Source organism: Nocardioides nitrophenolicus (assembly GCF_016907515.1).
GTDB lineage: Bacteria > Actinomycetota > Actinomycetes > Propionibacteriales > Nocardioidaceae > Nocardioides > Nocardioides nitrophenolicus.
This window is the reverse complement of record NZ_JAFBBY010000001.1, coordinates 1117058-1129082: the sequence shown is the minus strand read 5'-3', so window position 1 is coordinate 1129082 and position 12025 is coordinate 1117058. Positions and strand designations below refer to the sequence as shown.

Here is a 12025-nt window from a genome sequence, read left to right as displayed (position 1 = left end):
CCGCTGTGGACAACCGGATCCGGCCGTTTCCCGGCCCTGCCGCTCGGGCATCCGCCCGGCCATGACGATCACCCTCGAGATCCCGTACGCCGTGCTCGCGGCGACCCGCGGCCGCTGGGACGCGGCCGCCGACCAGCTCGACGGCGCCTGGCGCCGCCTGGCCCGGATGTCCGGCGACGACCTCTCGGCCGCGGTCACGGCGGCCGTGACGGCGTTCGCCGAGCCCTGGGTCGAGGAGGTCCGGGCCCTGGCCCGCCTGGCCCAGGAGCACGCCGACGACGCGGACTTCTTCCATCGCCTGCTCGTCCTCGTCGACCGGGTGCAGGCCGACCGGCTGCGGGCGCTGCTGCCGTGGGCGGAGTCCGCCGCGACGGAGCGGAGCCGGCCGTGACCCTGGTCCACGTCCCCGCCCACGTCCCGGCCTGTCCGCTGCTGACCTCCACGCCGGCCGGCGCGCAGGACCTGGCCACCGACCTGCGCGCCGCCGCGATCGCGATCGCCGACGTCCACGGCTGGGCGGCCTCGATCGCCGCGCCCGCCTGGGAGGGCGACACCGCCCGGGCCCACGAGCACGCCGCCACCCGGGTCGCGGTCCGACTCGACGCGGGGGTCGCGGCGCTCGACCGGGCGGTGACGGCGGTGGACCGGTTCGGCGAGCGCCTGGTGCGCCTGCTCGCGAGGCGGGCCCGGCTCGACGGGGAGCGCACCGTGCTCAACGGCGAGATCGACGCGCTGGCGGCCGACGTGCTGGTCGCCGCCGAGAGCCGGCTGCCCGAGCTGCGGCGCCGTGCCGCCGCCCTGGCGGCGCGGGCCGGTGAGCTGCGCGACCGGGTCGACGCCTGGCGTGCCGACCGGGAGCAGGCGGAGGCCGCCCTGGTCACCGCGCTGCGCGAGGTCGACAGCGTCCCGGAGGGCATGGCGACCGCGGCCGACCCGGCCCGGCCCGACCCCGGCGTGCTCGCCGGCCGGCTGCGTCGGCTGCGGGGAGACCCGGTCGCTCTCGCCGAGTGGTGGCGCGGGCTGAGCCCGGCCGAGCGCACCGCCCTGATCACCGCCCAGCCCGCCCTGGTCGGCCAGGCCGCCGGCGTACCGATGGCCGACCGCGACCGGGCCAACCGCGGCGACCTGGCCCGCGACCTCGACCGCGACGGTGAGCGGGAGCGCGACGGACAGCTCAACCTCGACGAGGAGCGTGCGCTCGCCAACGCGCGAGCCGTGCAGAAGGGACTCGACAAGTACCGCGACCTGCTCGATCCCGTGACCGGCCGCCACCTGACCGAGCTGGTCGTCTACACCCCCGAGCTGCACTCCGGCGACGGCGGGGTGGCGGTCGCGTTCGGTGACCCCGACACCGCCGACCACGTCTCGGTCACCGTGCCGGGGCTGACCACCGACACCGGCAGCGTCTCGGGCAACCTCCCCAAGACCCTCGACCTCCACCAGGCCGCCGTCGCCGAGGGCCAGGGCAGCGTCGCGTCGGTCTACTGGGCCGACTACGACGCCCCCAACGGCAACCCGCTCGACCCGCTCGACCCGCTCGGCCGCTCCGACGTCGACGGGGTCGCACTCCCCGTCAAGGCGGCGGCCGGCGGTGAGCGGCTGCTCGACTTCGTCGCCGGCGTGCGCGCCTCCGACCAGGGACCGCCCGCCCAGCTGACCGTCGTCGGTCACAGCTACGGCTCCACGACGCTCGGGCACGCCCTGCTCGGCGGCCTCCCCGTCGACGACGCGGTCCTCCTCGGCAGCCCGGGCGTTCCCGCCGCGACCGCCGGCGAGCTCACCGACGCGCAGGTCTGGGTCGGCAGCAAGGACCACGACCCGGTGTCCCTGCTCGGCAGCGGTGACCGCGGCGGCCTCGGCCCGCTGGGACACGACCCGGCCGACGTGGCCTTCGGCGGCACCCGGTTCGCGACCGGTGACGGCGGGCTCCGGGCCGAGGAGCTGCTCGCCAACCACACGTCGTACTTCACCGGTGCCTCGCTCGCGAACGTCGGCCACGTCGTCGTGGGCGCCGACGAGGAGGTCGTCGAGCAGCCCTCCCGGGGCGCCGACGGCGGCGGTCACCTCACCCTGCCCGAGCTGCTCGCGACGGCGAGCGCCGCGAGCGTGGCCGACGGCCTCGCCGAGGCCGGGACCTGGCTGTGGGAGCACGGCCCGCTGGGGGCCATGTCATGACGACGCGCTGGACCCACCGGGTGGTCCTGGCCTTCGGCCTGCCGCTCGTCACGGCCGGCTGTGCCGCCGGCGCCGGCGCGGGCCGTGCCGACGTCGCCGCGGTGGTGCGCGACGCCGACCGGGCCCGCGCCGGCGTCCTCCACGAGATCGCCGCCCAGCTCGGGCTCGGCGGCGTGCGGGGGAGCCGCTCGTTCGCGGTCTGCGGCGACGACCTCGCGCCGCGCGGCGTGGTCCTCGAGGACTTCGTGCACCTCGACTCCTCCGGCGAGCTGGCCCCGCCCGAGGCGACGGCGGCGGCCGTCGGCCTGCTCCGGGACGACGGCTGGCGGGTCGCCGACCCCGCCGGCCCGCTGCTGACCGCGACCAGGGGCGCGCTGGTGCTCCACCTGGTGCTCGGGGCGGCACTGGTCCAGGTCGACCTCTCCACCCGGTGCGTCGCGACCTCGCGCGCCGTGGCCGAGGCGTACGCCGACCGCCCCGTCGAGGACCTGCCGTGGCCCTCGTAGAGTCCCGGTGTGGCGGAGCTCAGCGTGACCGTGATCGCCCTGCTCGCGCTGGCCGCCCTGGCCGCGGGCTTCGTCGACGCGGTGGTCGGCGGCGGGGGCCTGGTCCAGCTGCCCGCGCTGCTGCTGGGCCTGCCCGGCGCGAGCCCGGTGCAGGTGCTCGCCACCAACAAGCTCGCCTCCGTGTGCGGCACCGCCGCCAGCTCGCTCACCTACTGCCGCCGGATCGGCCCGGACCTGCGCACCGCCCTGCCGCTGATGGGGCTCGCACTGGTCGGTGCCTTCACCGGCGCCCTGGCGGCGTCCCGGATCCCGCGCGAGGCCTTCGAGCCGATCGTGCTGGTGGCGCTGGTCGTGGTCGGCGGCTACGTCCTGGTCCGTCCCGAGCTCGGCGAGCGGACCGCCCTGCGCTTCGCGGGCCACCGGCACCTCGTCGCCGCGATGGCGGTCGGCTTCGTGATCGGCTGCTACGACGGCGTCCTCGGCCCGGGCACCGGCAGCTTCTTCGTGTTCGCCCTCGTCGGGCTGCTCGGCTACGACTTCCTGCAGGCCTCCGCGAAGGCCAAGCTCGCCAACTTCGCGACGAACGTCGGCGCGCTGCTGCTGTTCGTCCCCCACGGCGCGGTGCTGTGGGACGTCGGCCTGGTGATGGGCGCCTGCAACCTGGTCGGCGGCTACCTCGGCGCCCGCACCGCCGTCGCCCGCGGCGCGCGGTTCGTCCGGCTGTTCTTCATCGCCGTGGTGAGCGCCTTCGTGGTCCGGCTCGGGGGTGGCGTGCTCGGCCTGTGGTGAGGGTCGGTGCCGCGCCCTACCCTGGGCTCATGAGCATCCCGGTGGATCCCGCGGACCTGCGCCAGGCCCTCGCCGACTTCGACAGCGGCTACCTGCTGTCGACGTCCTCGCCCCAGGTCAAGGTCGTGACCGTCGACCCGGTCGCCGGCGACGACGGCACGCTGCGGATCGCCGGGCCGGGCCGTGGCACGCTGCGCAACCTCGCTGAGAACCCCACGGTGACCGTGGTGTTCCCGCCGCGCGAGCGCCACGGGTTCACCCTGCTCGTCGACGGCAGCGCCGTGAGCGACGGTGACGACGTGGTCGTCACCGCCACCGCCGCCGTCCTGCACCGGCCGGCCGCCCACGCCGACGGCCCGCTCCCGGCCGACGGCTGCGGACACGACTGCGCCCCGGTCGGGGGCTGACCGCGCGATGCATCCGTCCTGGATCACCGCCTTCCTCGACAGCGCGCCCGCGCACCACCAGGAGACGGTGGGCTTCTGGCAGGAGGCGACCGGGTACGCCGTCTCGCCCCCGCGTGGCGCCCATGACGAGTTCGCGACGCTGCTTCCGCCCGACGGCGACGCCTATCTCAAGGTGCAGCGCCGCCATGCCGGCCCCGACCGGATCCACCTCGACCTCCACGTCGCCGACCCGTTGGCGGCCGCCGACGCCGCGCGGGTGGCGGGGGCGACGATCGTCGCCGACCGCGGCTACGTCGTGATGGCCTCGCCCGCCGGCCTGGTGTTCTGCTTCGTCGACCATGCCGCGGCCCAGCCGCCCGCGGCCACGACCCACGGGCCCGGGTCCGCGTCTCGGGTGCGCCAGGTGGCGATCGACGTGCCGCGGTCGGCGTACGACCGCGAGCTGGGTTTCTGGGCCGCCGTCACCGGCTGGCGACCGCGGCGCTCCGCGGTCGCCGAGGAGTTCGACGTGCTCGACGCGCCCGCCGGTCAGCCGCTCGGGCTGTTGGTCCAGCGCCTCGGCGCCGACGACACCGGCGAGGTGCGCGCCCATCTCGACTGGGGGACCACCGATCGTGCCGCGGAGACCGAGCGCCATCTCGGCCTCGGCGCCCGGGTGCTGGCGCAGCACCGGCACTGGACGGTGCTCGCCGACCCGGTCGGCCGGGTCTACTGCCTGACCGACGCTCAGCCCTGACCCGCGGGGCTGAAGCCCGGCAGGAACTCCTGCATGATCGCCCGGAACGGCGCCTCCGCCTCGAGCTGGCTGAGCACGCCGACCCCGCCGAGCCAGGTGCGGTGGATGAGGACGTACGACGGCGGTAGGTTCAGCTTGATGCTCACCGTGTAGGCCGGGTCCTTGGGGTTGTTGATCCGCTGGAACTGCTCGCGCATCCACTCCCGGCTGAACCGGAAGCGCTCGACCAGGGTCGGGTCGACGAAGGGCGCGAGATAGTCCATGAGCAGCTCCGGCTCGATCCGGATTCGGTCCTTGAGGAAGCCCTCCGCGCGCAGGTCCGCGATCAGCCCGTCGCCGTCGCCGGCGGCGCACAGCGTGATCAGCCGGCCCATCGGCTCCGGCAGCCCGCGCTGGGGGAGCCGGGCTACGGCGCCGTAGTCGAGCACCCCGATCCGGCCGGGTCCGCCGTCGTCGGCGGGGATCACCCGGAAGTTTCCGGGGTGGGGGTCGGCGTGGAGCAGGCCGGTGCGGGCCGGGCCGGAGAATAGGAAGCGGGTGAAGATCTCGCCGTAGTGGTCGCGCTCCTCGCGGGTGCCGTCGGCGATGATCGACGCCAGCGAGCCCGCCGAGTCGAGCCACTCGGTGACCAGGACCCGGGGACCGACCGCGACGACGTCGGGTACGACGATGTCGGGGTCGTCGCGGAACGCCTGCGCGAACTCCCGCTGCGCCTCGGCCTCGAGGTCGTAGTCGAGCTCCTCGCGGGCCCGGGCCTGGACCTCCTCGACCAGCGGCTTCATGTCGACGCCCGGGATGAGGGGGCCGATCGCCCGCGCCGCCCGGGCGAGGGTGCGCAGGTCGGCCATCAGCGCGTCGCCGGCGTTGGGATACTGGACCTTCACCGCGACCCGGCGGCCGTCGTACCAGCGGCCTTCGTGGACCTGGCCGATGCTCGCGGCCGCCGTCGGCGCCCCGTCGAGCCAGGTGAGCCGGTCGCGCCAGTCGGGGCCGAGGTCCTCACCGAGGATGTCGCGCACGGTCTGGGTCGGCATCGGGGGAGCGGAGTCCTGCAGCCGGGTGAGCTGCTCGCGGTAGGGCGCCGCCATCTCCTCCGGCAGCGCCGACTCCAGGACGCTCAGCGCCTGGCCGAACTTCATCGCCCCGCCCTTGAGCTCACCCAGCGTCTTGAACAGCTGCTCGGCCGTGCGCTGCTGGATCTCGCTCATCACGGCCTCCGCCGGCGCCCCACCGAGTCGCTTGCCGAAGCCGAGAGCGGTGCGGCCGGCGTACCCGAGGGGGAGCGCCGCGAGCCGCGCCGTGCGCGCCGCGGCCTTCCGGGGAAGGTCAGCCATGGCCCCATTGTCCGGCATGGGCGCAACCGGGTTCACCGGTAGGCGTCGACCCGGATCTCCGCGGCCCGCGCCTCCTGCTGATCGCGCACGCACTTGGCGAGCGCGAAGGACGAGTTCACCAGGAAGAGCGCGCCGAGGCAGAGGAAGGCGCGGATCCAGCCGTCGACCGGCAGGAAGTAGATGCCGCCGACCATGAAGACGAGGGCGGCGGCGAAGGAGATGGCGGACTGGAGGTAGAAGGCATAGGTCGTCTTGGTCATGCCCCGAGGATCCCGGCCCGGCGGGGGCGCGCGCGTGAGTACGCCGGCTCAGTCGGCCGGCCCGAGCGTCGGCTCCCCGGCGCCGCCGCCCTCCTTGAGCTCGACGAAGAGCACGTGCGTCGGCGTGTCCCCGATGTTCTCCCCGTGGTGCTCCTGTGCCGGCAGCCACCCCACCGTCCCCGCCGCCAGCTCCACCTCACGCTGCCGCTCGCCCGACACCAGCCGGCGCCGGAAGGCCGACAGCGTGTACATCACGCTGTCGGGATGGGCGTGCGGCGTGGTCCGGTCACCCGGCGCGTCGCGGTACTCCAGCACCCGCACCCGGTCGTTCTCGAAGACCACCGCGTAGTGGTCCGGATTGCTCGTCACCGGGTCCTCGGCCATCCTCCGACGATCGCACTCCGGCGCCGTCGTCGCCATGGCCCGATCGGGTCAGGCGCTCTCGGGGAACGCGATGCCGGTGTTGGCGTGGCAGCGGTAGCCGTTGGGGACCTTGTGGAGGTACTGCTGGTGGTGCGGCTCGGCGTAGTAGTACGGGCCGGCGGGCTCGATCTCGGTGGTGATCTCGCCGTAGCCGCGGCGCGCGATCTCGTCGCCGTAGACCTTGGTCAGCTCGCGGGCGGTCTGCTCCTGCTCGGGGCTCGTGTAGTAGATCGCCGAGCGGTACTGGGTGCCGATGTCGTTGCCCTGGCGCATGCCCTGGGTGGGGTCGTGGACGACGAAGAACTGCTTGACCAGGTCGGCGTACGAGACCTGGTCGGGGTCGAAGACGACCCGGACGGCCTCGGTGTGGCCGGTGCGGCCGCTGCAGACCTCCTCGTACGTCGGGTTCGGGCTCACCCCGCCGGCGTACCCGACCGAGGTGGACCAGACGCCGGGGACCTGCCAGTAGATCTCCTCCGCGCCCCAGAAGCAGCCGAGGCCGAAGATCGCGACCTCGAGGCCGTCGGGGACGTCGTCGGTGACGAGCGGCGCGTCGAGGACCTCGTGCCGCGCGGGGAGGGGGAACGCCGGGGTGGTGCGGCCGGGCAGCGCCTCGGCGGGGTCGATCATCTCGGTCTTGCGGCGGGAGAACATGGCTCCATTGTCTCCCGCGGCGCAAGGGGCCTCAGCCGGCGCCGTGCGTGGCGCACCACGCGTCCCGCTTGACCGACTTCGCGACGAAGAAGGTGCGGATCAGCTGGGCCTGGAGCGCGGAGTAGACCTCGATCTCCTTCTCGACCAGGCGCTTGGCCGCCGGGGTCCGGGCGAGGGCCAGCGCCTCGGCGTTGCGCCACACCATCTCCCGCCAGCCGCGCATGATCACGCCCGCGACCGCCTCCTCCGCGGTGCCGGCGTCGATGTCGTCGAAGGTCGGGTCGAAGCGGGCGGCCTCCTCGGCGAAGACGGGTGCGTAGAGGCTGTCGAGACGGTTGTTGTAGCGGTTGTGGTCGGCCTTGTGGCTCCCGTTGGGGCCGGTCAGGCCGACGGTCGCGAGCACGCGGGGGAAGTCGCTGTTGATGTGGGCGTTCATCGCGAGCAGGAAGTTGCCGAGCCCGCTCATCGCCCGGTCGTCCTCGGCCTGCAGCGCGATCCGCCAGGCCGCCGGGATGCCGCTCCGCTGTCCGGCGGCCCACCTGCTCGTGGTGTCGAAGTACATCTCCGCGAACACCGCGTCGACCCGGTTCAGCCAGGCCCGGTCGGCGAAGTAGCCGCTGCGCACCGCGTCCCGCACGTTCTCGGTGACCCGCAGGTACGCCAGCGAGAAGACCGCACTGTGGGAGCAGGTGCTCACCAGCCCGTCCAGACGTGACTCCATCCGGGCCACCACCTCGTCGATGCACGCGTCCGCGCCGTCGACGCAGACGTCCCCGGCGTACGGCGTCGCGGGGACCGGGAGCGGGGCGAGCAGGGCGACCGCGGCGTCCAGGGGCGGCAGGAGGAGTCCGCGCAGCGGGTCCGGGTCGTCGTCGTACGCCGTGGCGGAGGCGGGTGCGGCCAGGGCTCCGGCGGTGAGCAGGCAGGGGAGCAGGGCGGCGGCGAGGAGCCGGGTGAGGGCGGTCACATGGCAGAAACGAGCAACTGCTCGCTTTGGTCACGGCGGGGCGCTGTGGAAAGCCGTTCGACAGTGACGGGGGAGCGGGCCAGGGTGAGTGGTATCACTTTGATGCCAAGGAGGGGTAGAATGACGCCCATGGCCTTCACGCTGCGCACCGACGACGAGCTCGAGGCGGCCCTTGCCGAGCTCGCTGAGGCGCAGGGGCTCTCGAAGCAGGAGGTCGTTCGCCGCGCGGTGCTCGACCTGCACCGGCGGACGCAGCACAGGAGCCGGGTGGCCGCGGCATCGGCCGCGTCCCGAGAGCGTTGGGACGAGGTGCTCGACCGACTCGGTTCGGTCTGATGGTCGAGCACCTCGATCTGGAGGATCTGCTGGCGCTGACCGCCGACCTCCGGGCCGGGCCGTTGCGCGACGCAGGGCTGCTCGAGGCGGCCGTCGCTCGGCCGCGCACGACCGTCTTCGGCGAAGACGCCTACCCGGGCCTGTTCGACAAGGCGGCAGCGCTGCTGCACTCGATCGGCCGGAACCACGCGCTCGTCGACGGCAACAAGAGGCTGGCGTGGTTGGCGACCGACGTCTTCCTGCGCGTCAACGGCATCGTCCTCGTCATGGCCGACGACGATGCCTTCGAGCTGGTGATGGCGGTGGCTGACGGATCGACCGACGTCGCCGAGATCGCCACGGCGCTCGACCGCGCCGTCCTGCGACCTGAGTAGGCTCGAACGGTGAGCGACAACCACATCGACGAGCACCTCGACGGCGCCGGCTTCGAGACCCGGGCCATCCACGCCGGCTACGCCCCCGACCCGACGACCGGTGCGGTGATCCCGCCCATCTACGCGACCTCGACCTACGCCCAGGACGGCGTGGGCGGGCTGCGCAACGGCTACGAGTACAGCCGCTCGGCCAATCCCACCCGGACCGCGCTGGAGTCCACGCTGGCGGCGCTCGAGGGCGGCGCCCACGGGTACGCCTTCGCGTCCGGGCTGGCCGCCGAGGACACCCTGATCCGGGCGCTGTGCAAGCCGGGCGACCACGTGGTGCTGCCCAATGACGCCTACGGCGGCACCTTCCGGCTCTTCGACAAGGTCGCCACGGTGTGGGGCGTCGAGCACAGCCCGGCGCCGGTGACCGACCTCGACGCGGTGCGTGCGGCGATCCGGCCCGGCGCGACCCGGCTGGTGTGGGTGGAGACGCCGACCAACCCGCTGCTGTCGATCGGCGACATCGAGGCGCTGGCGGCGGTGGCCCACGACGCGGGTGCGCTGCTCGTCGTCGACAACACCTTCGCCTCGTCCTACCTCCAGCAGCCGCTGGCCCTCGGCGCCGACGTGGTCGTCCACTCGACGACGAAGTACGCCGGCGGCCACTCCGACGTCGTCGGCGGGGCGCTCGTCGTCGACGACGACGCGCTGGCCGAGCGGATCGGCTTCCACCAGAACTCCATCGGCGGCGTGGCCGGGCCGTTCGACTCGTGGCTGGTGCTGCGCGGCCTCAAGACGCTCGCGCTGCGCATGGAGCGCCACAGCGACAACGCCGAGGCGGTCGCGGCCTTCCTCGGCACCCACCCGGCGGTCAGCCAGGTGATCTACCCCGGCCTCGCCGACCACCCCGGCCACGCCGTCGCCAGCCGCCAGATGAAGAGGTACGGCGGCATGGTGTCCTTCCGGGTGAAGGGCGGCGAGGAGCAGGCGCTCGCCATCTGCGCGGCCACGAAGGTCTTCACCCTGGGCGAGTCGCTCGGTGGGGTCGAGTCGCTCATCGAGCACCCGGGCCGGATGACCCACGCGAGTGTCGCCGGCACCGACCTCGAGGTGCCGGCCGACCTGATCCGGCTCAGCGTCGGCATCGAGACGTCCGAGGACCAGCTCGCCGACCTGGAGCGCGCGCTGGCGGTCACCGGCTGAGGGACCGTCTAGCCTGGCCGGGTGACCAGCGACGGCCCCACCGAGCCCGACGACCCGACGACCGCTGCCGCACAGGAGAGCGCGGTCGAGGAGGCGGCGCAGGACGAGCCGCCGCTCGGTCCCGACGAGGGGGAGCGGGAGGAGCGGCTGTTCCGCCGCTTCGCCCACCAATGGGCGCTGCTGCGCGAGGAGCGTGACGAGCGGCGGCACGAGCCCCCGTCCTTCTCCACGGGGCCGTCGAACCTGCGCCGGGCCGAGGTGCCCTACGGCCTCGACCTGGCGGCGGGCTGGGCCTGGCGGCTGCTGCTGATCGCGGGCGCGGGCTACCTGCTGTTGTGGCTGGTCGGCTATTTCGCGGTGGTCACCGTGCCGCTGGCGGTCGCGCTGCTGATCAGCGCGCTGGCGGCGCCCTTCGTGCAGGGCGTCAACCGGGCCGGCCTGCCGCGGGGGCTCTCGGCGCTGCTGGTGGTGATCACCGGCTTCGTGGTGGTCGGCATGCTGCTGTCCTTCGCGGGCCAGCAGGTCGCCGCCGGCGCGACCGACCTCGCCGACTCGACGGTGCAGGGGCTGCAGGAGATCCGCGACTGGCTCAAGGACGGACCGCTCCACGCGAGCGACTCCCAGATCAACGACTACATCAAGAGCGCCCAGGACCTGATCAGCGAGCGGTCCAAGGACGGCGGGGTGATCACCCAGGTCACCGAGGTCGGCGCCGCGCTGGGCCACGTCGTCGCCGGCTTCTTCATCGCCCTGTTCGCGACCTACTTCTTCCTCGCCGACGGCGGCCGGATCTGGTCCTGGGTGGTGCGCCTCGCGCCGCGCAACGCCCGCGAGCGGGTCGACAGCTCGGGCCGCGTCGCGTGGCTGTCGCTGGTCCAGTTCGTCCGCGCGACCGTGGTCGTCGCGCTCGTCGACGCGATCGGCATCGCGATCGGCGCCGCGATCCTCAAGGTGCCGTTCGTGCTGGCGATCGGCGTGCTGGTGTTCCTCGGTGCCTTCGTGCCGATGATCGGCGCGACCATCGCCGGCAGCGTCGCGATCCTGGTCGCGCTGGTCGACCAGGGCCCGATCACGGCCCTGCTCATGCTGGCCGTCGTGATCGGCGTCCAGCAGCTCGAGGGCCACGTGCTGCAGCCCTTCCTGCTGGGCCGCTGGGTCTCGCTGCACCCGCTCGGCGTGATCCTGGCGATCGCCTGCGGCGTGCTGGTCGCCGGCGTGGCGGGTGCGCTGGTCGCCGTACCGCTGGCGGCCGCGGCCAACGCCGTGGTGCTGCACCTGGCCGAAATGGCCGAACCGCCGGCCCCCGAGGAGGAGGCCGGCGGTCCGGAGGAGTCAGCCGGTCAGCCTGCGTAGGGCCGCGCGTCGAGGATGACCACGGTCTGGGTCTTGCCGTTGACCTCGTAGCTCACCGTGTCGCCCTTGCTGCGGCCGTTGATGGCCTGGCCCAGCGGCGACTGCGGGGAGTAGACGGTCAGGCCCTCGGGCTCGATCTCACGCGCGCCGAGGAGGAAGGACTCCGCCTCGTCGTCGTCATCGCCGTCGAACTTGTAGGTCACGACCATGCCCGGCTCGACGACGCCGTCGTCGGGAGGCGTCTCGCCGACCTCGGCGCGGCGGAGCATGTCCTTGAGCTGGAGGATCCGGGCCTCGTTCTTGCCCTGCTCCTCGCGGGCGGCGTGGTAGCCGCCGTTCTCCTTCAGGTCACCCTCGTCGCGTGCGGCGCTGATCTCGGCAACGATCTCGGCGCGGCGCGGACCCTGAAGGTGCTCCAGCTCGGCCTGCAGCTTGTCGTAGGCGTCCTGGGTCAGCCAGATCGTGTTCTGGCCGCTCTGGTCGGTCTGCGTCATGGGTGCTCCTGCACTGCTCGTTCGCG

Annotated in this window: 16 protein-coding genes; 10 read left to right on the top strand and 6 right to left on the bottom strand. The window is 73.7% G+C overall.

Annotated features, from left to right (window positions below; translation table 11 throughout):
• Positions 1 to 61 precede the first annotated feature (61 nt).
• Genes JOD66_RS05480 through JOD66_RS05455 form a run of 6 tightly spaced genes read left to right on the top strand, consistent with a single transcriptional unit; the run spans position 62 to position 4613 of the window.
• On the top strand, positions 62 to 391 hold the full coding sequence (locus JOD66_RS05480; RefSeq protein ID WP_204835913.1) for a hypothetical protein: 330 nt from the start codon (positions 62 to 64) through the stop codon (positions 389 to 391).
• On the top strand, positions 388 to 2175 hold the full coding sequence (locus JOD66_RS05475; protein WP_204835912.1) for an alpha/beta hydrolase: 1788 nt from the start codon (positions 388 to 390) through the stop codon (positions 2173 to 2175). Before JOD66_RS05480 ends, JOD66_RS05475 begins: the two co-directional genes overlap by 4 nt.
• On the top strand, positions 2172 to 2681 hold the full coding sequence (locus tag JOD66_RS05470; protein WP_204835911.1) for a hypothetical protein: 510 nt from the start codon (positions 2172 to 2174) through the stop codon (positions 2679 to 2681). Before JOD66_RS05475 ends, JOD66_RS05470 begins: the two co-directional genes overlap by 4 nt.
• A 9-nt stretch (positions 2682 to 2690) precedes the next feature.
• On the top strand, positions 2691 to 3470 hold the full coding sequence (locus JOD66_RS05465) for a TSUP family transporter (protein WP_204835910.1): 780 nt from the start codon (positions 2691 to 2693) through the stop codon (positions 3468 to 3470).
• A 29-nt stretch (positions 3471 to 3499) separates the two neighbouring features.
• Complete coding sequence (locus JOD66_RS05460; RefSeq protein ID WP_204835909.1) at positions 3500 to 3877, top strand: pyridoxamine 5'-phosphate oxidase family protein; 378 nt, start codon at positions 3500 to 3502, stop codon at positions 3875 to 3877.
• 7 nt (positions 3878 to 3884) lie between these two features.
• A complete protein-coding gene (locus tag JOD66_RS05455) occupies positions 3885 to 4613 on the top strand; it encodes a VOC family protein (RefSeq protein WP_204835908.1) in 729 nt (242 codons plus the stop codon).
• Here JOD66_RS05455 and JOD66_RS05450 read toward each other — a convergent pair.
• The 5 genes from JOD66_RS05450 to JOD66_RS05430 form a co-directional block, all read right to left on the bottom strand.
• On the bottom strand, positions 4604 to 5947 hold the full coding sequence (locus JOD66_RS05450; protein ID WP_204835907.1) for an ABC1 kinase family protein: 1344 nt from the start codon (positions 5945 to 5947) through the stop codon (positions 4604 to 4606). The two genes, JOD66_RS05455 and JOD66_RS05450, sit on opposite strands and share 10 nt — an antisense overlap.
• 32 nt (positions 5948 to 5979) lie before the next feature.
• On the bottom strand, positions 5980 to 6207 hold the full coding sequence (locus JOD66_RS05445) for a YiaA/YiaB family inner membrane protein (protein ID WP_141797677.1): 228 nt from the start codon (positions 6205 to 6207) through the stop codon (positions 5980 to 5982).
• A 48-nt stretch (positions 6208 to 6255) separates the two neighbouring features.
• Positions 6256 to 6576 carry a cupin domain-containing protein gene (locus tag JOD66_RS05440; protein WP_204835906.1) on the bottom strand — a complete coding sequence of 107 codons (321 nt, stop codon included), beginning with the start codon at positions 6574 to 6576 and terminating at the stop codon, positions 6256 to 6258.
• A gap of 63 nt (positions 6577 to 6639) precedes the next feature.
• A complete protein-coding gene (gene msrA / locus JOD66_RS05435) occupies positions 6640 to 7284 on the bottom strand; it encodes a peptide-methionine (S)-S-oxide reductase MsrA (protein ID WP_204835905.1) in 645 nt (214 codons plus the stop codon).
• A 31-nt stretch (positions 7285 to 7315) separates the two neighbouring features.
• Entirely contained in the window at positions 7316 to 8251 is a 936-nt protein-coding gene (locus tag JOD66_RS05430) for a DUF5995 family protein (RefSeq protein ID WP_204835904.1), read from the bottom strand.
• 129 nt (positions 8252 to 8380) lie between these two features.
• Between JOD66_RS05430 and JOD66_RS05425 the strand changes: the two genes are divergently transcribed.
• Genes JOD66_RS05425 through JOD66_RS05410 form a run of 4 tightly spaced genes read left to right on the top strand, consistent with a single transcriptional unit; the run spans position 8381 to position 11505 of the window.
• Positions 8381 to 8587: a ribbon-helix-helix protein, CopG family gene (locus tag JOD66_RS05425; RefSeq protein ID WP_239545096.1), complete on the top strand. Its 207-nt coding sequence runs from the start codon at positions 8381 to 8383 to the stop codon at positions 8585 to 8587.
• On the top strand, positions 8587 to 8961 hold the full coding sequence (locus JOD66_RS05420) for a type II toxin-antitoxin system death-on-curing family toxin (RefSeq protein ID WP_204835903.1): 375 nt from the start codon (positions 8587 to 8589) through the stop codon (positions 8959 to 8961). Before JOD66_RS05425 ends, JOD66_RS05420 begins: the two co-directional genes overlap by 1 nt.
• 9 nt (positions 8962 to 8970) lie before the next feature.
• The gene (locus tag JOD66_RS05415) at positions 8971 to 10152 is read left to right on the top strand and encodes a cystathionine gamma-synthase (RefSeq protein ID WP_307823312.1); all 1182 of its coding nucleotides are present in this window, start codon (positions 8971 to 8973) and stop codon (positions 10150 to 10152) included.
• A 21-nt stretch (positions 10153 to 10173) separates the two neighbouring features.
• The gene (locus JOD66_RS05410; protein ID WP_204835902.1) at positions 10174 to 11505 is read left to right on the top strand and encodes an AI-2E family transporter; all 1332 of its coding nucleotides are present in this window, start codon (positions 10174 to 10176) and stop codon (positions 11503 to 11505) included.
• Here the strand turns inward: JOD66_RS05410 and greA are convergent.
• Positions 11493 to 11999 carry a transcription elongation factor GreA gene (gene greA / locus JOD66_RS05405; protein WP_204835901.1) on the bottom strand — a complete coding sequence of 169 codons (507 nt, stop codon included), beginning with the start codon at positions 11997 to 11999 and terminating at the stop codon, positions 11493 to 11495. The two genes, JOD66_RS05410 and greA, sit on opposite strands and share 13 nt — an antisense overlap.
• Between the last annotated feature and the right edge of the window lie 26 nt (positions 12000 to 12025).

Bases quoted from the DNA above. Each gene is read 5' to 3' on its own strand.
- JOD66_RS05480 (WP_204835913.1), top strand. From the start codon at position 62: ATGACGATCACCCTCGAGATCCCGTACGCCGTGCTCGCGGCGACCCGC.
- JOD66_RS05455 (WP_204835908.1), top strand. From the start codon at position 3,885: ATGCATCCGTCCTGGATCACCGCCTTCCTCGACAGCGCGCCCGCGCAC.
- msrA (WP_204835905.1), bottom strand. From the start codon at position 7,284: ATGTTCTCCCGCCGCAAGACCGAGATGATCGACCCCGCCGAGGCGCTG.
- JOD66_RS05425 (WP_239545096.1), top strand. From the start codon at position 8,381: ATGGCCTTCACGCTGCGCACCGACGACGAGCTCGAGGCGGCCCTTGCC.
- JOD66_RS05450 (WP_204835907.1), bottom strand. From the start codon at position 5,947: ATGGCTGACCTTCCCCGGAAGGCCGCGGCGCGCACGGCGCGGCTCGCG.
- JOD66_RS05460 (WP_204835909.1), top strand. From the start codon at position 3,500: ATGAGCATCCCGGTGGATCCCGCGGACCTGCGCCAGGCCCTCGCCGAC.
- JOD66_RS05420 (WP_204835903.1), top strand. From the start codon at position 8,587: ATGGTCGAGCACCTCGATCTGGAGGATCTGCTGGCGCTGACCGCCGAC.
- JOD66_RS05445 (WP_141797677.1), bottom strand. From the start codon at position 6,207: ATGACCAAGACGACCTATGCCTTCTACCTCCAGTCCGCCATCTCCTTC.
- greA (WP_204835901.1), bottom strand. From the start codon at position 11,999: ATGACGCAGACCGACCAGAGCGGCCAGAACACGATCTGGCTGACCCAG.
- JOD66_RS05470 (WP_204835911.1), top strand. From the start codon at position 2,172: ATGACGACGCGCTGGACCCACCGGGTGGTCCTGGCCTTCGGCCTGCCG.